The organism is Pseudomonas sp. zfem001, from assembly GCF_032621725.1.
Classification (GTDB): domain Bacteria; phylum Pseudomonadota; class Gammaproteobacteria; order Pseudomonadales; family Pseudomonadaceae; genus Aquipseudomonas; species Aquipseudomonas sediminis.
In genome coordinates, this window is sequence record NZ_JAVYJI010000001.1 from 256,794 (window position 1) to 275,315 (window position 18,522).

Annotated in this window: 21 protein-coding genes; 6 read left to right on the forward strand and 15 right to left on the reverse strand. The window is 61.9% G+C overall.

The window, feature by feature from the left end; genetic code table 11:
• The first annotated feature begins 284 nt into the window (after nt 1–284).
• Together cmoA and cmoB are read left to right on the forward strand one after the other, a co-directional pair.
• On the forward strand, nt 285–1,028 hold the full coding sequence (gene cmoA / locus RTH74_RS01280; RefSeq protein WP_316913508.1) for a carboxy-S-adenosyl-L-methionine synthase CmoA: 744 nt from the start codon (nt 285–287) through the stop codon (nt 1,026–1,028).
• Nucleotides 1,025–1,993 (forward strand): tRNA 5-methoxyuridine(34)/uridine 5-oxyacetic acid(34) synthase CmoB, encoded by a 969-nt coding sequence (gene cmoB / locus RTH74_RS01285; RefSeq protein ID WP_316913509.1) that lies wholly within the window; start codon nt 1,025–1,027, stop codon nt 1,991–1,993. The genes cmoA and cmoB overlap by 4 nt, the downstream gene beginning before the upstream one ends.
• A 63-nt stretch (nt 1,994–2,056) precedes the next feature.
• On the opposite strand, the gene RTH74_RS01290 is transcribed toward cmoB, so the two are convergent.
• Nucleotides 2,057–2,317, reverse strand: a complete 261-nt coding sequence (locus RTH74_RS01290; RefSeq protein WP_316913510.1) for a hypothetical protein — start codon at nt 2,315–2,317, stop codon at nt 2,057–2,059.
• A 116-nt stretch (nt 2,318–2,433) separates the two neighbouring features.
• On the opposite strand from RTH74_RS01290, the gene RTH74_RS01295 reads away from it, so the two are divergent.
• Nucleotides 2,434–3,318, forward strand: coding sequence for a LysR substrate-binding domain-containing protein (locus RTH74_RS01295; protein ID WP_316913511.1), 885 nt, complete (start codon nt 2,434–2,436; stop codon nt 3,316–3,318).
• Nucleotides 3,319–3,471: 153 nt separating this feature from the next.
• Here RTH74_RS01295 and pdxJ read toward each other — a convergent pair whose 3' ends face one another.
• The 12 genes from pdxJ to rpoE all read right to left on the reverse strand — a co-directional run bounded on the left by pdxJ (nt 3,472) and on the right by rpoE (nt 13,871).
• The gene (gene pdxJ, locus RTH74_RS01300; protein WP_013714669.1) at nt 3,472–4,218 is read right to left on the reverse strand and encodes a pyridoxine 5'-phosphate synthase; all 747 of its coding nucleotides are present in this window, start codon (nt 4,216–4,218) and stop codon (nt 3,472–3,474) included.
• Nucleotides 4,211–4,900, reverse strand: a complete 690-nt coding sequence (gene recO, locus RTH74_RS01305) for a DNA repair protein RecO (protein WP_316913512.1) — start codon at nt 4,898–4,900, stop codon at nt 4,211–4,213. Before recO ends, pdxJ begins: the two co-directional genes overlap by 8 nt.
• A 57-nt stretch (nt 4,901–4,957) precedes the next feature.
• Complete coding sequence (gene era / locus RTH74_RS01310) at nt 4,958–5,857, reverse strand: GTPase Era (RefSeq protein ID WP_125879399.1); 900 nt, start codon at nt 5,855–5,857, stop codon at nt 4,958–4,960.
• Entirely contained in the window at nt 5,850–6,539 is a 690-nt protein-coding gene (gene rnc, locus RTH74_RS01315; protein WP_037000004.1) for a ribonuclease III, read from the reverse strand. Before rnc ends, era begins: the two co-directional genes overlap by 8 nt.
• A complete protein-coding gene (locus RTH74_RS01320; RefSeq protein ID WP_099522040.1) occupies nt 6,536–6,913 on the reverse strand; it encodes a DUF4845 domain-containing protein in 378 nt (125 codons plus the stop codon). Before RTH74_RS01320 ends, rnc begins: the two co-directional genes overlap by 4 nt.
• An 88-nt stretch (nt 6,914–7,001) precedes the next feature.
• Nucleotides 7,002–7,856: a signal peptidase I gene (lepB, locus tag RTH74_RS01325; RefSeq protein ID WP_099522041.1), complete on the reverse strand. Its 855-nt coding sequence runs from the start codon at nt 7,854–7,856 to the stop codon at nt 7,002–7,004.
• Between the two features lie 6 nt (nt 7,857–7,862).
• Nucleotides 7,863–9,662, reverse strand: a complete 1,800-nt coding sequence (gene lepA, locus RTH74_RS01330) for a translation elongation factor 4 (RefSeq protein WP_106732937.1) — start codon at nt 9,660–9,662, stop codon at nt 7,863–7,865.
• Nucleotides 9,663–9,811: 149 nt separating this feature from the next.
• Nucleotides 9,812–11,236, reverse strand: a complete 1,425-nt coding sequence (locus tag RTH74_RS01335; protein WP_099522043.1) for a DegQ family serine endoprotease — start codon at nt 11,234–11,236, stop codon at nt 9,812–9,814.
• Nucleotides 11,237–11,271: 35 nt separating this feature from the next.
• Complete coding sequence (locus tag RTH74_RS01340; RefSeq protein WP_316913513.1) at nt 11,272–11,727, reverse strand: SoxR reducing system RseC family protein; 456 nt, start codon at nt 11,725–11,727, stop codon at nt 11,272–11,274.
• The gene (locus RTH74_RS01345) at nt 11,724–12,671 is read right to left on the reverse strand and encodes a MucB/RseB C-terminal domain-containing protein (RefSeq protein WP_099522045.1); all 948 of its coding nucleotides are present in this window, start codon (nt 12,669–12,671) and stop codon (nt 11,724–11,726) included. The genes RTH74_RS01340 and RTH74_RS01345 overlap by 4 nt, the downstream gene beginning before the upstream one ends.
• Nucleotides 12,672–12,686: 15 nt before the next feature.
• Nucleotides 12,687–13,259, reverse strand: coding sequence for a sigma-E factor negative regulatory protein (locus RTH74_RS01350; protein WP_106732941.1), 573 nt, complete (start codon nt 13,257–13,259; stop codon nt 12,687–12,689).
• A gap of 30 nt (nt 13,260–13,289) precedes the next feature.
• Nucleotides 13,290–13,871: an RNA polymerase sigma factor RpoE gene (rpoE, locus tag RTH74_RS01355; protein ID WP_017677768.1), complete on the reverse strand. Its 582-nt coding sequence runs from the start codon at nt 13,869–13,871 to the stop codon at nt 13,290–13,292.
• Between the two features lie 367 nt (nt 13,872–14,238).
• Between rpoE and nadB the strand changes: the two genes are divergently transcribed.
• On the forward strand, nt 14,239–15,870 hold the full coding sequence (gene nadB / locus RTH74_RS01360; RefSeq protein WP_316913514.1) for an L-aspartate oxidase: 1,632 nt from the start codon (nt 14,239–14,241) through the stop codon (nt 15,868–15,870).
• Here the strand turns inward: nadB and RTH74_RS01365 are convergent.
• Both RTH74_RS01365 and RTH74_RS01370 read right to left on the reverse strand, forming a co-directional pair.
• Entirely contained in the window at nt 15,824–16,291 is a 468-nt protein-coding gene (locus RTH74_RS01365) for a protein YgfX (RefSeq protein ID WP_316913515.1), read from the reverse strand. The genes nadB and RTH74_RS01365 overlap by 47 nt on opposite strands.
• The gene (locus RTH74_RS01370; protein ID WP_017677771.1) at nt 16,275–16,529 is read right to left on the reverse strand and encodes a succinate dehydrogenase assembly factor 2; all 255 of its coding nucleotides are present in this window, start codon (nt 16,527–16,529) and stop codon (nt 16,275–16,277) included. Before RTH74_RS01370 ends, RTH74_RS01365 begins: the two co-directional genes overlap by 17 nt.
• A gap of 145 nt (nt 16,530–16,674) precedes the next feature.
• Here RTH74_RS01370 and RTH74_RS01375 point away from each other — a divergent pair, with 145 nt between their 5' ends.
• On the forward strand, nt 16,675–17,616 hold the full coding sequence (locus RTH74_RS01375) for a folate-binding protein (protein WP_316913516.1): 942 nt from the start codon (nt 16,675–16,677) through the stop codon (nt 17,614–17,616).
• Nucleotides 17,617–17,662: 46 nt separating this feature from the next.
• Complete coding sequence (locus RTH74_RS01380; protein WP_099522050.1) at nt 17,663–18,499, forward strand: HDOD domain-containing protein; 837 nt, start codon at nt 17,663–17,665, stop codon at nt 18,497–18,499.
• Nucleotides 18,500–18,522: the final 23 nt, after the last annotated feature.

Consider the following 18,522-nt stretch of genomic DNA (forward strand, 5'->3'; position numbering starts at 1 on the left):
CTTCGTGCGGGCAGTCGGGAAAGCCCTGACTATTGCCCGCACTTGGCTAGGCTTTGTACGAAAAGTGCCTGCGCTCGGTGATGCTTCGTTAAAAACTGGTTCGGCAAGCCGCTTACGGCTAACGCGCTTCAGCGCGGCCCGGAGGGCGAGCGCAGCGAGTTATGCTCATTTACAACTCGTAAACTCCGCTTCCTCACCCGTTTTTGCCTCGCCTGACCATCGCTCGACGACTTTTCGTACAAAGCCTAAAATGCCGGCCTTTTCCGCTACCCGTTGCTACCGCCGTGAGCCAAGAACCTGATCGTCTATTCGCCCAGCCTCTGCCCGAGGTGCCCGACTTCGTCTTCAACGAGGACGTGGTACGGGTCTTCCCCGACATGATCAAGCGTTCGGTCCCCGGCTACCCGACTATCGTCGAGAACATCGGTGTGCTCGCCGGCCAGTTCGCCCAGCCGCAGACCACTCTGTATGACCTCGGCGCCTCGCTCGGTGCAGTCACCCAGGCCCTGCGCCGCCATGTACGCGTCGATGGCTGCAAGGTGATCGCCGTGGACAACTCGCCGGCCATGGTCGCGCGCTGCAGCGAGTACTTGCATGCCCAGGACGCCATGTTCCAGGAGCTGCTGCCGGTAGATGTGATCGAGGCCGACATTCTCGCCCTCGATCTGCAACCCACCTCATTGGTCACGCTCAACTTCACCCTGCAATTCATCCCGCCGGAACGGCGCCTGGAACTGCTCACACGCATTCGCCAGGCCCTGCTGCCCGGTGGCGCGCTGATCCTCTCGGAGAAACTGCGCTTCGAAGACGCCGCCGAGCATGAGCTACTCACCGAACTGCATGTCGCCTTCAAGCGCGCCAACGGCTACAGCGAACTGGAGATTGCGCAGAAACGCAGCGCCATCGAGAAGGTGATGCTGCCCGACAGCCTCCAGCAGCACCGCGAGCGCCTGTTGGCTGCCGGTTTCAGCAAGGTGGTGCCCTGGTTCCAGTGCCTTAACTTCGCCTCGCTGGTGGCCCTGCCATGATGCGCGACCTGGATCTCGACGCGCTGCAGGCGCAACTGGCCGGCACCCCGCTGCTGGACTGGGCTTGTGAGCTGCCCGGGCAACTCGATGCCAAACTGGCCATCGGTCACGGTGACCTGCCGCGCTGGTATGGCGCCGTGCAGGCACTGCCGGATCTACCGGTAAGCGAGGTGGAGCTGGTGCAACGCTTCGCCTTTGGCGGCGCCTGCGACGAGGAGACCCGCGCACAATTGAAAGCGGCCCTGCAGGGCTTGATTCCCTGGCGCAAGGGGCCATTCGAATTGTTCGGTGTGCATATCGACACCGAATGGCGCTCGGACTGGAAATGGCAGCGCGTCGCGCCGCACCTGGACCTGGTCGGCAAACGCATCCTCGATGTCGGTTGCGGCAACGGCTACTACATGTGGCGCATGCTCGGTGCGGGCGCAGACAGCGTGGTCGGCATCGACCCCAACTGGCTGTTCCTCTGCCAGTTCCTGGCGATGAAGCGCTACCTGCCGGATCAGCCTATATGGCACCTGCCGCTGGCCTTCGAGGAGCTGCCAGCCAAGCTGCAAGGCTTCGACACCGTGTTCTCCATGGGTGTGCTTTACCACCGCCGCTCGCCCATCGACCACCTGCTCGATCTGAAGGATGCCTTGGTCAAGGGCGGCGAACTGGTGCTGGAAACCTTGGTGGTCGAGGGCGACAGCGAGCAGGTGCTGGTGCCGGAAGACCGCTACGCACAGATGCGCAACGTCTGGTTCCTGCCCTCGGTGCCGGCACTGGAGCGCTGGCTGCGCCGTGCCGGTTTCGAGGACGTACGCTGCGTCGACGTCAGCACCACCTCGGTGGAAGAACAACGTGCCACCGAATGGATGCGCTTCCAGTCGCTGCCGGAGTTCCTCGACCCGGCCGACCACAGCCGCACCGTCGAAGGCCTGCCGGCACCGACCCGCGCCGTACTGGTCGCGCGCAAGCCCTAGGTACAGCGGGTCTCGTCGGGCGGGTGCAACCCGCCAGACTGCAATTGGCGGGTTGCATCCGCCCTACGGCCGTAGCCAACGCGCCCGCCGCTGTGCGATCAGCCGCAGCGGTTCACCGGCGCCCTGCTCTACCACACCACGGGCACCGCCCAGGCGGATCCTTCCCTCGATGTCCTGCGCCAGCAGACGACGCATGCGGCGGCGCCAGAACCAGGCGCCAACCCAGTCGACGATGGCGTTCTGCAGATCCAGCGGCCACATGGCCGGCATGTAGAACTCGGGCACGGCCGGATGCGACTTGTCGTACTTGCTCGAACTGTTCATGGCTTTTCCTCCGTTTCGCTGCCGGCCTGTGCCGGGCTTGCGATCAGAATGAAACGCGCCTATCGTTCAAACAAACGACAAATATCAAACACCAAATTAAGTAATATTTAACGATCATGAACATGACAGCAACCACCGCCCTGCCGCTTCTGGAAAGCGATGTGCTGCGCACCTTCGTCGCCATCGCCGACAGCGGGAGCTTTACCCGCACGGCAGCGCAGGTGTTTCGCAGCACGGCAGCCGTCAGCCTGCAGATCAAGCGCCTGGAGGAAACGCTCGGCCAGCGCCTGTTCACTCGCGAGGCCAGGCGCGTGCAACTGACTGCCGAGGGCGAGTTGCTGCTGGGCTACGCCAGGCGTCTGCTCAAACTCAACGAAGAAGCGGTGGCACGCTTTCTCACCCCGACGCTGACCGGCCGCGTGCGCTTCGGCACGCCGAACGATATCGGTGATCGCGTGTTACCCAGTGTGCTCATGCTGTTCGCCCGCAGCCATCCGGCCGTGGAAGTCGAGGTAAACGTGGGGCGCAGTGTGGATCTGGTGGCCAAGCTGGATGCCGGCGAGTTGGACCTGACCCTGATCAACGCGGGCAATGACGGCCTGGATGATTCGCGCGGCGAAGTAATCTATTCCGAAGAACTGGTCTGGGCTGGACGCGACGGCGGCCTGGCCATGCAGCGCTCGCCCCTGCCACTGGCGCTGGCCAACCCGGGCTGCGCTTGGCGCCGTAACGCCCTCGATGCGCTGGACCGGCAAGGGCTGGCGTACCGTATCGCCTATTCCTGTGAACAGTGCGCAGGCCAGGAAGCAGCAATGACCGCCGACCTCGCCATCGCGCCCTTCCCGCGCAGTCTGGTCAGACCACCCCTGCGCCGGCTCGGTGCGGAACAGGGCTTGCCTGCCCTCGGCGAGTACCACATCAAACTGATTCTCGGCCATCAACGCACTGACGCCGTCGATGCGCTCGCCAGGCAGATGGTTCAGGCTTTCGCACAGGGCTGAATGGGGCGCGCTTACTTAGAGATTCAGACGATCGCACAGAGCTGTGTAGGGTGCGCCGTGCGCACCGCGGCGCCTGCCGGTGCGCACAGCGCACCCTACGATCAGCCACCCGAACGGCAGTTGAACGCCCAACTCCCCAGCACTCGACTACGTTCAGCCGCGATCGGCCGCGGCGACGATCAGCGCCTTCATCTCAGCGACAGCCTGCTTGAAACCAACGAACAACGCATGGGCGACGATAGCGTGGCCGATGTTCAGTTCGTTGATGCCAGGAATCGCGGCGACAGCCTCGGCATTGTGGTAGTGCAAGCCGTGACCGGCGTTGACGATCAGCCCGTGGTTCAGGCCGCAGATAACGCCATCGCGAATGCGTGAAAGCTCATGCGCGGCTTCTTCCGCGGTGTGCGCATCAGCATAGCGACCGGTGTGCAGTTCGATGGCCGGCGCACCGACGCGCATGGCCGCTTCGATCTGCCGCTCTTCGGCATCGATGAACAGCGACACCTCGCAACCGGCCAGCGTCAGCCGCTCCACCGCCGCTGCGATACGCGCCTCCTGCCCGGCCACATCGAGACCGCCTTCGGTGGTCAGCTCCTGGCGGGTTTCCGGTACCAGGCAGACATGCGCCGGACGGATCTGCTCGGCGAAACCGAGCATGAAATCGGTGACGCCCATTTCGAAGTTCATCCGCGTCTGCAGCACATCGGCCAGCACACGTACGTCGCGATCCTGAATGTGCCGACGGTCTTCACGCAGGTGCACGGTAATGCCGTCGGCACCGGCTTCTTCGGCGTCCAACGCAGCCTTGACCGGGTCCGGGTAGCGCGTGCCACGAGCCTGGCGCAGGGTGGCGACGTGGTCGATGTTCACGCCGAGCAGAATACGATTGGCCTCAGTCACGCTTGGACTCCTTGAGCGTCATGAAAAGTTCGCGGCTGACCAGGGGCCTGCCGCCGAGATGAGGTGCCAGCGCCTGACGCATCAGGCGCTTGGCGGCAGCCAGCGCGCCTGGGGTCTGCCAGTCGGCTTCAGCCATGGCCAACAGTTCGCGGCCCTGGAATACACCGGGTTGCAGTTGTACCACCGGCACCAGGCCTATGTCCTGCTGCCAACGGTAAAGTGCAGTCGGATCGATGGGTTGGTCGTGCTGATCACGATCCAGGGCGAAACCATAGCCCAGCTCGTCCAACAGGCGCCATTCGAATGCGCGCAGTAGTGGCTCCAGCGGCCGACCGGCCGCTAGCGCCTGCAGGGTCAGGCCATAGTGTTCGAGCATCACAGGATGCGGGTCTTCGGCCGGCAGCAGACGGATCAGTAGCTCATTGAGATAAAGCCCAGAGAACAGCGCCTCGCCGGTCAGCAACAGAGGAATGCCGGCGCTTTCCAGGCGGCCGACGGTCTTCAGCTCGCCCCGCCCCCGCAGCTCCAGCTCCAACGGCGCAAAAGGCCGGGCGATGCTGCCGACCTTGCCGCGTGCGGCGCGTAGCACGGCACGCACGCGGCCCTGGGCGGTGAAGAAGTCCACCAGGGCGCTGCTTTCCTTGTACGGACGGCTATGCAGAACGTAGGCGGCAGAAGTCATATGAGTAACCGCCAGAATGCGCCATGAGCAACAACGAGGATGCGCATGGCGCCTCGATCAATCCAGGTAACCCAGCGAACGCAGGGCGCGTTCGTCGTCGGACCAGCCACCTTTGACCTTTACCCAGAGGTTGAGCATCACCTTGGAGTCGAACATGGTTTCCATGTCCTTGCGCGCTTCCTGGCCGATGCGTTTGATGCGCTCGCCCTTGTCGCCGATGATGATCTTCTTCTGTCCGTCGCGCTCCACCAGGATCAGACCGTGGATATGCAGGATACGGCCCTCCTGCTTGAACTCCTCGATCTCCACGGTGATCTGGTACGGCAGCTCGGCACCGAGCTGGCGCATGATCTTCTCGCGGATCAGCTCGGCCGCCAGGAAGCGGCTGGAACGGTCGGTGATCTGGTCTTCCGGGTAGAAATGCTCGGACTCCGGCAGGCGCTCGCCCACCAGCTTCTCGAGGGTGTCGAGGTTCTGCCCCTGCAGCGCGGAGATCGGCACGATCTCGGCTTGCGGCAATTGCTCGGCCAGCCAGCCCAGGTGCGGCAACAGCTCGCTCTTGTCTTCCAGGCGGTCGGATTTGTTCACCGCCAGCAGGATAGGACATTTGACGTGCTGCACCTTCTCCAGCACCAGTTGATCTTCGTCGGTCCAGCGCATGCGGTCGACCACGAACACCACGACGTCAACGTCCTTCAGTGCGGTGGAGGCGCTACGGTTCATGTAGCGGTTGAGCGCCTTGTCGTTCTGCTTGTGCAGGCCAGGCGTGTCGACGTAGACGGCCTGAATCTCGCCCTCGGTCTTGATACCGAGCATGTTGTGGCGGGTGGTCTGCGGTTTGCGCGAAGTGATCGCCAACTTCTGCCCGAGGATGTGGTTGAGCAGCGTCGACTTGCCCACGTTGGGCCGGCCGACGATGGCGACGTAGCCGCAACGGGTCACAGGTGCATCAGTCATTGCCATTCTCCACCCCGAGGGCGATCAGCGCCGCAGCCGCAGCGACCTGCTCGGCGATACGCCGGCTGCCGCCCTGGCCCAGGGTCTTTTCATTGAGCAGGGAAACCTGGCACTCGACCATGAAGGTACGGCAGTGCGGCTCGCCCTGTACGTCCACCACCTCGTAACGAGGCAGCTCGCAGGCACGCGATTGCAGGAACTCCTGCAGGCGCGTTTTCGGGTCCTTGTTGGTGTCGACCAGGGTCAGGCCGTCCAGCTCGCCGGTCAGCCAGTCCAGCACGCGCTCGCGCGCTGCATCCATGCCGGTGTCCAGATAGATGGCGCCGATCAGCGCCTCCAGAGCATCGGCCAGGATCGACTCGCGTCGAAAGCCGCCGCTTTTCAGCTCACCAGAGCCCAGGCGCAGGTATTCGCCCAGCTCGAAACCGCGCGCCAGCACGGCCAGCGTCTCGCCCTTGACCAGGCGTGCGCGCAGGCGCGACAGCTGGCCTTCGCGGGCCTGTGGGAAGCGCTCGAACAGCGCTTCACCAGCGACGAAATTGAGGATGGCATCACCGAGAAATTCCAGCCGCTCATTATTGCGGCCGGCGAAACTGCGATGGGTCAGAGCCAGGACCATCAGGTCCTGGTCCTTGAAGCTATAGCCGAGCTTGCGCTCGAGGCGGGACAGATTGGGAGTCACGGCATCCGTACACGAAATTCTTTGTCGAAATTCACCACCAGATCGAGGTTCTCGATCAGCGGCTCGCGTTTTTCATACTTGAGGTGAACCAGAAACTCGTTGTTCTCCACCTTCACCTGCAGAGCGTCGCGCATGTTCAGGTCACGAATGTTGTTGACCTGCATGCCTTTGCTCACATGGTTGTAAAACTCACCGACGGTGCGTACATCCGACGCCTTGTCGGTTTCCACCGAAGTGATGATCTTCTCCAGCGACATGTAGTCGAGATAGTGCGGCATCACCTTGAAGGCAGTGCTGGCGAAAAATGCCACCACGGCCAGAGCCACCAACCAACCCAGAATGGAAAGCCCCTGCTGCGAGCGCGCGAAAGTCATGTGTATCCCCAATAGACGGTCTTGTTGGAAAGCCTGACGGCTAGACTATTTATAGCCTGTGGCGCTGCATTGAACAGCGCGCCAGTGCTCAATGAATCAGGCCGACTCGAGAGAAATTGGGCAGATTGCCGGTCTTGGGCTCCGGCCAGCTCATCCAGATGGCGAAGGCCTTGCCGACGATATGGTCGTCCGGGACCATGCCCCACAGCTCCTGAGGGATATGACGATCACGCCAGTAACGGCTGTCGTTGGAGTTGTCACGGTTGTCGCCCATCATGAAGTAGTGCCCTTCCGGCACCACCCATTGACCGCCGGGTTCGCGGCGCATGCGGGTCATTTCCTTGCGGATGGTGTGCTCGACCTGGCCGAGGCGCTCCTGATAGAGCGTCGCACTGCCCAGGCTACCGGCCTCTTCGCCGATCAGTTTCTCGGCCACCGGCTCACCATTGATCAGCAGGCGCTTGCCCTGAGTGTACTCGATACGATCACCCGGCAGACCGACCACGCGCTTGATGTAGTTGATGCTCGGGTCGCTGGGGTAGCGGAACACCATCACATCGCCGCGCTGCGGGTTATCCACCTCGATGATCTTCTCGTCGATCACCGGCAGGCGGATGCCGTAAGCGAACTTGTTGACCAGGATGAAATCGCCCACTTCCAGGGTCGGCTTCATCGACCCGGATGGAATCTGGAACGGCTCGACCAGAAACGAGCGCAGTACCAGCACGATAGCCAGCACCGGAAAGAAGGATTTGCCGTACTCGACCAGCAAGGGCTCCTTGCTCAGGCGCTCCAGCACCCTGTCGTCGGGATCGTCGACCCGCCCCTGGTACGCCGCAATTGCCGCACGGCGGCGCGGAGCCAGCAGGATCAGATCGACCAGGGCCAGAAAGCCGCAAACGGCGACCGCGATAACCAACAGGAGCGGGAAATTGATCGACATAGAGCCTTAGCTATCCAACCTGAGCACGGCGAGGAAGGCTTCTTGTGGAATCTCCACGTTACCGACCTGCTTCATGCGTTTCTTACCGGCCTTCTGCTTCTCGAGCAGCTTCTTCTTACGGCTCACGTCGCCACCGTAACACTTGGCCAGTACGTTCTTTCTGAGCGCCTTGACAGTGGTCCGCGCGATGATCTGGCCGCCAATGGCTGCCTGAATCGCCACATCGAACATCTGCCGAGGAATCAGTTCCTTCATCTTCTCGGTCAACGCACGGCCTTTATAGGCCGCGTTATCACGGTGCACGATCAATGCCAGGGCATCGACCTTGTCGCCGTTGATCAGTACATCCAGCTTGACCAGGTTGGCAGACTGGTAGCGATCGAAATGATAATCCAGCGACGCATAACCGCGGCTGGTGGACTTGAGCTTGTCGAAGAAGTCCAGTACCACTTCGTTCATCGGCATGTCGTAGCGAACCTGAACCTGCGAGCCGAGAAATTGCATGTCGCGCTGCACGCCACGCTTCTCGATGCACAGAGTAATGACGTTACCCAGGTGCTCCTGCGGCACCAGGATGGTCGCGTCGACGATCGGCTCGCGGAAATCGGTGACCGAAGAAACGTCCGGTAGCTTGGAGGGGTTGTCGACGACAATGGTTTCACCGGTCTTGAGCTCCAGCTCGTAGATCACGCTCGGCGCGGTGGTGATCAGATCGAGGTCGTACTCGCGCTCCAGGCGCTCCTGGATGATCTCCATGTGCAGCATGCCGAGGAAGCCGCAACGGAAACCGAAGCCCAGGGCATCGGAGCTTTCCGGCATGTATTGCAGCGAAGAGTCGTTCAGCGTCAGCTTCTGCAGAGCGTCGCGGAAATCCTCGAAGTCATCGGAGCTGACCGGGAACAAGCCGGCGTAGACCTGCGGCTGGATTTTCTTGAAGCCGGGCAGCACTTCGACCTCTGGGGTCGAAGAGAGGGTCAGGGTGTCACCCACCGGCGCACCGTGAATATCCTTGATGCTGGCAATGATGAAGCCCACTTCACCGGCTTTCAGATCCGCAGTGGCGGTGTGTTTCGGGGTGAAGACACCAACGCTGTCGACCAGGTGTACCTTGCCGGTGGACTTGACCAGAATCTTGTCGCCCTTCTTCACGCGGCCATGGCGCACACGCACCAGCGAGACCACGCCCAGGTAGTTGTCGAACCAGGAGTCGATGATCAGCGCCTGCAACGGCGCGTCAATATCACCTGTCGGGGCAGGAATCGTGTGCACCAGGCGCTCGAGCACCTCGTCCACGCCCATGCCGCTCTTGGCGCTGCAGGCCACGGCGTCGGTGGCGTCGATGCCGATGATCTTCTCGATCTCGTCCTTGACGCGGTCCGGGTCGGCCTGCGGCAGGTCCATCTTGTTCAGCACGGGCATTACTTCCAGCCCCTGCTCGATGGCGGTGTAGCAGTTGGCAACCGACTGCGCCTCGACACCCTGACCGGCATCCACCACCAGCAGCGCGCCCTCGCACGCAGCCAGAGAGCGCGAGACTTCGTAAGTGAAGTCGACGTGGCCGGGCGTATCGATGAAGTTCAGTTGGTAGGTCTTGCCGTCATTGGCCTTGTAGTGAAGAGTGACGCTGTGGGCCTTGATGGTGATGCCGCGCTCACGCTCCAGATCCATGGAGTCCAGAACCTGAGCCTCCATTTCACGCGCGGTGAGACCGCCGCACATCTGGATGAAACGGTCAGCCAAGGTGGACTTGCCGTGGTCAATGTGGGCAATGATGGAAAAATTGCGGATATGACTCAGGTCACTCACAGATCAACACTCAAAGAAGGCACAGGCAAGACGCTTGCCGAAAATAGCCGCGGATTGTACCCGATCCCTCGCGACCGCGTCACGTCTGCACAGCGCTGGTGCAGATACGAAAAAGGGCGCCCGAAAGCGCCCTTTTCAACGTACCCGGCTTATTCAGCCAGCTTGAACGTGATGAAGCTGGCACGCCCCTGACGCAGCACTCGCATGGACACCGAACGATTCTTCGGCAGTTCCTGCGCCACTTGGGTGAAGGTGCTGGTTGAATCGATGGCCTGATTGTTCAGGTGAGTGATCACGTCGCCCGGACGCAGGCCAATCATCGCTGCCGGGCCGTTGAGCACTTCCTTCACGACAACCCCGCCTTTGAGGTCGAGACCTTTCTTTTGTTCGGCGGTCAGCTCCACCACCGTGACGCCCAGGCGGTTATTGCTACGCTCGCCACCCTGCTCCGAACCGGACGACGCCAGTTCCTGACCTTCTTCCGGCAGCGTGCCAATCGTGACGCTGAGTTTCTTGCGCGAGCCATCGCGCACCACATCCAGCTCGGCCTTCTCGCCCGGTTTCAGCCCGCCAACCAGGTGCGGCAGGTCGGCCGACATGATGATCGGCTTGCCGTTGAGGTTGAGGATCACGTCACCCACCTGCAGGCCGCCCTTGTCCGCCGGGCCGTCTTCCAGCACCTGCGCGACCAGCGCGCCAGCGGGCTTGTCCAGACCGAAGGATTCGGCCAGATCCTTGTTCACTTCCTGAATCACCACACCGAGCCAGCCGCGAGTGACCTTGCCGTCGGCCTTGAGCTGGTCGGCGACCTGCATGGCCACTTCCATCGGGATGGCGAAGGACAGCCCCATGAAACCGCCGGAACGGGTGAAGATCTGCGAGTTGATACCCACTACTTCACCTTGCAGATTGAACAGCGGACCGCCGGAGTTACCCGGGTTGATCGCCACGTCGGTCTGGATGAACGGCACGTAGCTGTCGCTCGGCAGGTTGCGCCCCTTGGCGCTGACGATCCCGGCGGTCACCGAGTGGTCGAAGCCGAACGGTGAACCGATGGCCAGCACCCACTCGCCGACCTTCAGCTCGTCAGACTTGCCCAGACGTACCACAGGCAAATCCTTGCCCTCGACCTTGAGCAGCGCGACATCGCTGCGCGGATCGGCGCCAATCAACTTGGCTTCCAGCTCGCTGCGATCGGAGAGACGCACGATGATCTCGTCAGCATCGGCGACCACATGATTGTTAGTCATGATGTAGCCATCCGGCGAGATGATGAAACCAGAGCCCAGCGACTGCGCCTCGCGCTGGCGGCCGCCCGGGTTGCGCGGAGCCTGCGGGATGCTGCGCTCGAAGAACTCGCGGAACATCGGCGGCAGACCTTCCAGATCAGGCATCCCTGGCTGCCCGGCAACGGCGCGCTCGGGCATCTTCTGGCGGGTACTGATATTGACGACCGCGGGCGAAGCTTCCTCTACCAGATTGGTGAAGTCTGGCAGGCTGGCCTGAGCGAACAGACTTTGCCCCCAGAGCAAGGCAACCGCCAGCAGCGGCGCAATGGACTTGAGTTTTCTCATCGAACTACGACTCCCCATGTAAAACTCGGACACTCTCAACCCGCCGCTGGCACAGACACCAGCAGCGCACGTAGGACAACGGGCTGTAATAAGGGGTTCTCGGCAACGCGAGCAGCGCGCCATCGAACCAATAGCCAACTGGCAAGCAGACCACTCAGGCCAGCGAGAATCACCAGAGGCTCGGATAGACCCAGACCGTCCGCCAGCAGCGCAGCGGCGAACAGCCCCAGAAGTGGAAGCAGATAAACCAGAACAGAACTGCGCACCAGCAGATCTTCGCGCACACCGATGATCACGGTGTCGCCGACGGCCAGCGGCTTTTGACTGAGGGCGCGCACGTAACCGCGCTGCCGACCTACGCCGAGACGATCCATCAACCCCTGACCGCACGCCGCATTGGCCGAACAACTCGAGCAGGTGCTCTTGCGTAGCGTCTCGACCCAGACAGCGCCGGGCTCGAGCGCCACTACACGCCCCTGCTCTTCGATCATTGGCTAGCCTGTTCAGGAACTCCGGCACGCATGGACAGGGCGATACGCTCGGCAGTACCCAAAGGAATCTCACCGACCACGGTAACCATCACGTCACCTGCATCGGTGCTCATGCGCCGCGAAACGGCAACGGTCGGCCCCAGCTGGCTGCGCGCATCATCAACAACGCTGCCTTTCAAGGGCTCAAGGAAAACCGAGAATCGTGCCAGACCATCGCCGTACATCATGTAGGCGACAGAGTTATCAGAAGAAGGATCACGACGCAGCTGCGCGGCAGTCAAGGTAAAGCCTGGAGGCAACCAGTCCGAACGCCAGCTGCCTTCGGCCATGCTGTCGGCAGCACGCAAACGTACCGGACGACATCCCGAACTCGGTTGCATGGCGCTCGCTACGGGGGCGGAGGTATCTAGCTGGGCGAATTGGAATCGCTCCAGAAGCTGACCGCGCTCGTTCAAGAGCAGGGACTTCAACGGCAGGCCGGTTTCTCGATCCAGGTGCAACTCGAAGCCGTAACGATGCTGATCCTTGGGCGCCAACACCAGAACGTCGGCAGGACGATTGGCGATGCGCGACTGACCGGCGACACGAATGTCGTACCAGTTGCTCAGTTGCTCGGCATCCAGCTGACGGGCAGGCCAGGCTTGCCCCTCACTGACCTGATCGGCCAACGCGCCACTGACGCACTGAGCCTGACCATCGACCTTGAATACTTCCTGGGCAGGACCATCGAGCTGCAGAAGGCGCTCACGAACTTCGCCCCCCTCTTCTACTTGATGCCACACGGCATGGGTGGAAAAACTCCCATTGCGCTCATAGATGAACGTACCCTGGAAGCTTTGCTGGCGCTCTGCCGCAGCGAGGCGCCCGAGCAAGTCCTGCACCTCGGAGGCCTGAACCGGCAGAGCCAGCAGACCACCGAGAAGGTAGAGGGGAATCGCGCGCATGTGACTCCTTAGCGCTTAGCGGTTTTCCAGACTTGCAGCCCGAGCATAAGGCAGAGCGGTTTCACCGGTACCCATCACGGCTTCCTGCGCATGTTGACGCAGGTAGTTCGGCAGGCGCTGCTCATGCCAGCTGGCAGTGCCAGCTTCAGCGGGTTCGCCGACTTCCTCGCTGCTGTTGTAACCAGCGAGCAGTGCAGGACCTTGCACCTGAGGTACCGAAAGTACCGGAGAGGCTTCCTGCTGGGCCAGTTGGGCACCGCTCAGGTCATCCTGGTTGTAGAAGCGCACACCAGCCAGCACTGCAACAGTCACCGACGCTGCTACGGCTACACGCCCTACGCTACGCCAGATGGGTGCTTTGCGTGTTGGAACGGCTTCGTCGGCCAGCGCCGCAGACACGGCGGATGCGATGTCCAGTTGCGGCACCAATAGCTCACGATGCATGGCTGCACGGGCGACCTGGTAACGCGACCAGGTACCACGCAACTCGCCATTATCGCTGGCTGCGAGCACGCGCCGCAGTTCCAGTTCGTCCGCTTCGTTATCCATCACCGCGGACAGCGATTCCTGCAGGGTTTCACGACTCATGGTGTTCCTCTCTTGGCTGTCGCCGCTGCCTTAGGTTTCCTGCAGCAGAGGCTGCAGGGACTTATCAATTGCCTCACGTGCACGGAAGATCCGTGAACGCACTGTTCCTACCGGGCACTGCATGACACCGGCAATGTCCTCGTAACTCAGACCTTCAAACTCACGCAAGGTCAGAGCCGTGCGCAGGTCATCTGGCAACTGGGCGATGGTTCGATGCACGGTGGCTTCGATCTCGTCGCGCAGCAATGCCCGCTCCGGTGACTCGATGTCCTTGAGGCCGTGATCGCCATCGTAGAACTCCGCGTCATCGCTACTGACATCACTATCCGGCGGCCGCCGACCGCGTGACACCAGATAATTCTTCGCCGTATTGATGGCGATGCGGTACAGCCATGTATAGAACGCGCTGTCCCCGCGAAAGTTTCCAAGCGCTCGGTAGGCTTTTACGAACGCCTCCTGAGCGACATCCTGAGCCTCGTGGGTGTCGTGCACGAATCGCACGATCAAACCGAGGATCTTGTGCTGATACTTCAGCACCAACAGATCGAAGGCACGCTTGTCACCACGCTGCACTCGCTCGACCAGTTGCTGATCATCTTCCTGGGTTAGCATGCACTCTCCTCATGAGGCTTGGAGGAGGCTTGCGCCCGTAAGCGAATCAGCTTGCCAAGATAGACTCGGGTCTTACGCAAAAGTTCTCCCCTCCAAGCAAGCTTCCCGCAGAGATTGCTTTTCTCTGCCAGGAATGGCGCCAGCGGAACCTTTCCGCTCGCGCAAATAATCTTATCGCCGCTCATTTCCCACACCCTCCATTAACTTCAGATGCAGGCACGCGCAAGCGCTCTCCCTTATATGGGCGACCCTCTATGGAACCTTAATGACTAAGAAAGTTCCCGAGCACCACGGTCGGTCATAAGCCACCTATTGTGCCGCTGCCCCTCTCTATATACTAGGGCTCGCTTTCACGCGGAACTCGGACATGAGCCAACACTTCCAGCACGACGTTCTGGTTATCGGCAGCGGTGCCGCCGGCCTGACCCTCGCCCTCACCCTTCCAACCCACTTGCGCATCGCGGTCTTGAGCAAAGGCAATCTCGCCAACGGCTCGACCTACTGGGCGCAAGGTGGTGTAGCGGCAGTCCTGGACGACACCGACACGGTCGAATCCCACGTCGCCGACACCCTCGACGCTGGCGCCGGCCTGTGCCGCGAAGACGCTGTGCGATTCACGGTAGAACACAGCCGCGAAGCCATCCAGTGGCTGATCGACCAGGGCGTGCCTTTTACCCGCGACGATGAAACCGCGCGCGAGGATGGCGGTTTCGAGTTCCACCTGACCCGCGAAGGTGGCCATAGCCATCGACGCATCATTCACGCAGCCGACGCTACCGGTGCAGCGATCTTCAATACGCTGTTGGAGCAGGCCCGGCAACGCCCGAACATCGAACTACTGGAGCAACGCGTCGCCGTCGACCTGATCACCGAACGTAAGCTCGGCCTGGATGGTGAGCGCTGCCTGGGGGCTTACGTACTGGATCGTGCTCGCGGTGAAGTGGACACCTTCAGCGCGCGCTTCGTGATTCTCGCCACCGGCGGCGCAGCCAAGGTCTACCTCTATACCAGCAACCCGGATGGCGCCTGTGGCGACGGCATTGCCATGGCCTGGCGTGCCGGCTGCCGCGTCGGCAATCTGGAGTTCAACCAGTTCCACCCCACCTGCCTGTATCACCCACAAGCCAAGAGCTTCCTGGTCACCGAAGCCGTGCGCGGCGAAGGCGGCTTGCTCAAGCTGCCCAATGGCGAACGCTTCATGCAGCGCTTCGACGAGCGCGCCGAACTGGCACCGCGCGACATCGTCGCCCGCGCCATCGACCATGAAATGAAGCGCCTAGGTGTCGACTGTGTCTACCTGGACATCAGTCACAAGCCCGCCGAGTTCATCAAGAGTCACTTCCCCACTGTCTACGAGCGCTGCCTGGGCTTTGGCATCGACATCACCAAGCAGGCCATCCCGGTCGTCCCCGCAGCGCATTACACCTGCGGCGGTGTGGTGGTCGATCAACATGGCCGTACCGACGTACCAGGCTTGTATGCCATCGGCGAAACCAGCTTTACCGGCCTGCATGGCGCCAACCGCATGGCCAGCAATTCGCTGCTCGAATGCTTCGTCTATGCGCGCTCGGCCTGCGCGGATATCACCGAGCAGTTGAACACTATCGAGATGCCCAGCGACCTGCCGGGCTGGGACGCCAGCCAGGTGACCGACTCGGACGAGGACGTGATCATCGCCCACAACTGGGACGAGCTGCGCCGCTTCATGTGGGACTACGTCGGCATCGTGCGCACCAACAAGCGCCTGCAGCGCGCGCAACATCGCGTGCGCCTGTTGCTGGACGAGATCGATGAGTTCTACTCGAACTACAAAGTCAGTCGCGACCTGATCGAGCTGCGCAACCTCGCCCTGGTCGCCGAGCTGATGATCAGCTCGGCCATGCAACGCCATGAGAGCCGCGGGCTGCACTACACCCTCGACTATCCCGAGCAACTGGCCGAAGCACGCGACACTATCCTGACGCCGACGCCCCAGGCTCAGCCCAGCGCCGCCGGCTGAACTTCAGGCACAAACGCAGGCGCCGGTGCTGCTCCGGCGCCAACGCGTCACACGGAATGCACGAGCCGCGACTGAAGCGCTGGCCTGGCAAGCGATAGCGCAGCACCACGACCAGCGGCAAGGCCAGGCTGTCAGGACGAAGTTGCACCGCCTGCCAGCCAGTTGCAGCACTGTATAGATGCCAGCCGAATCCATCACGGCGCAATCCGGTGATGGCCTTCGGCGCTGTCAGCAGAACGTGTCGCGGCAGCACCCAGGCGGCATGTGCCAGGCACGCCACGAATGACAGCAGCTTCGACCAGGTGGGAATGTCGGCCAGCCACGGCGCCAGCAAGGCCAACGCCAGGACCGACAGATAGAGCCTCAGCAGCCGGCGTGATGGCTGCCAACGGCACTCGAAAACATCACTTGGGTTGGACACGGTCCAGGATCATGCGCACGATGTGGCGCAGGTCGGCATCCTCGGGCTCGCCGCGCTGCATGAACCAGCCGAACATGTCCTGATCCTCGCATTCCAGCAGCTTGCGATAGCGCGCCTGGTTCTCGGCATCCAGGCTCGGGTACACCTCCTTGACGAAAGGTACCAGCAGCACATCCAGCTCCAGCATGCCACGGCGGCTATGCCAGAACAGGCGATTCAGTTCACTTTGCTCAACCATGCAACGGACTCCTCGAACGAGGCCGGCAGTATAACGGCGAATTGCGTCGCTGTTCACCGCGACGCTGTGCAATTGCGCTGACAAGGCCCTGCCCTGCCCACTATGATGATGCCCCTGACCTTTATTCAGCGATTCGATTTGCATCATGGCCGATAGCGCTTACTTCACCCTCCTCGATCACGAAGGCCTACTCGCTGTTCGCGGCGCGGACGCAGCCAAGTTCCTGCAGGGCCAAGTGACCTGCAACCTCAATTACCTCAGCGCCAGCCAATCCAGTCTTGGCGCCCGCTGCACGCCCAAGGGCCGCATGCTGTCGAGCTTTCGCATCGTCCCGGTGGAAGACGGCTATCTGCTGGCCATGGCACGCGAACTGATCGAGTCGCAGCAGGCCGATCTGCAGAAATACGCAGTGTTCTCCAAATCCAAGCTCAGTGATGAAAGCGCCGCCTGGGTCCGTTTCGGCCTGGCCGGCGGCGACGCCGTACTCGGCGAGCTTGGCCTGCAATTGGGCTCTGCCAGCGACTCCATCACCAGCGCTGGACCGTTAATTGCCGTGCGCCTGAGCGATGGCCGTGCCGAGCTGTGGGCTCCGGCCGCCGAAACAGAACAACTGCAAGGCCGCCTGGCCACCGCGCTGCCGCAGGCGCCGCTGAACGACTGGCTACTGGCTCAGGTTCGTGCCGGCGTGGGCCAGGTGTTCGGCGCCACACGTGAGCTGTTCATTCCGCAGATGATCAACCTGCAGGCCCTCGGCGGCGTAAGCTTCAAGAAGGGCTGCTACACCGGCCAGGAAATCGTCGCGCGCATGCAGTACCTGGGCAAGCTCAAGCGCCGCTTGCAGCGCCTGCGCCTGGTCGGCTCCGAGCTGCCGGCCGTCGGCGTCGAATTGTTCTCCCCGGTGCATGGTTCCAGCGTTGGCGAAGTGGTGCTGGCGGCCCAGGCCGGCGACGCCATCGAGTTGCTCGCCGTGCTGCAGGAAGATGCCGTGAACGACGGCCGTATTCACCTCGGCAGCAGTGAGGGCCCGACGCTGACCCTGCTCGATCTGCCTTATCAGCTGGATGCCGACCAGGAAATCCAGCGCTGACTAAACTTCCCCGGCGCCGCATCGGATCGCCTAAGAGAGCTATTTCATGAGCAAGCTTGCCGAAAAAGTCCAACAGGAACTGATCCACGCCATCGAGAACGATGAGCTGGTACTGCCCACCTTGCCCGAGGTGGCATTGCGGGTGCGTGAAGCAGCGGAAGACCCGGATGTGGGCATTCCGCAGATCAGCAAGGTAATCGGTAACGACGCAGCCCTCACCGCGCGCATCATCAAGGTGGTCAACAGCCCGCTGCTGCGCAGCAACAAGGAAATCACCGACCTGCAGATGGCCGTCAGCCGTCTGGGGATCAATTACACCTGCAACCTGGCCACCGGCCTGGCCATGGAGCAGATGTTCCAGGCCACCAGCGATGTGGTCGACCGCAAGATGCGCGAGGTGTGGAACAAGAGCACCGAGATCGCCGGTATCTGTCACGTGCTGTGCCGTCACTACACCCGCCTGATGCCGGACCAGGCCACCCTCGCCGGCCTGGTGCACCAGATCGGCGTGCTGCCGATCCTCACCTACGCCGAAGAACACAACGAGCTGCTGGCCGACTCCATCAGCCTCAATCACGTGATCGAGCAGATTCACCCGATCATCGGCGACAAGATCCTGCGTACCTGGGAGTTCCCCGAGCCCATCGCCATCGTGCCGAGCCAGTATCTGGATTTCACCCGCGACTCGGCCAAGGTCGATTACGTCGATATCGTTCAGGTCGCCACGCTGCAAAGCTACCTGGGCAGCGAGCACCCCTACACCCAGCTGGACTGGAGCAAAGTGCCAGCGTTCTCCAAGCTTGGCCTGGACCCGCAGGTCGACATGCAGGCCGACGAAGACCTCTCCGCCGCCATGGAAGCAGCCATGGGCATGCTGCAATAAAAGCATCTCGCCAAAGATGGCAA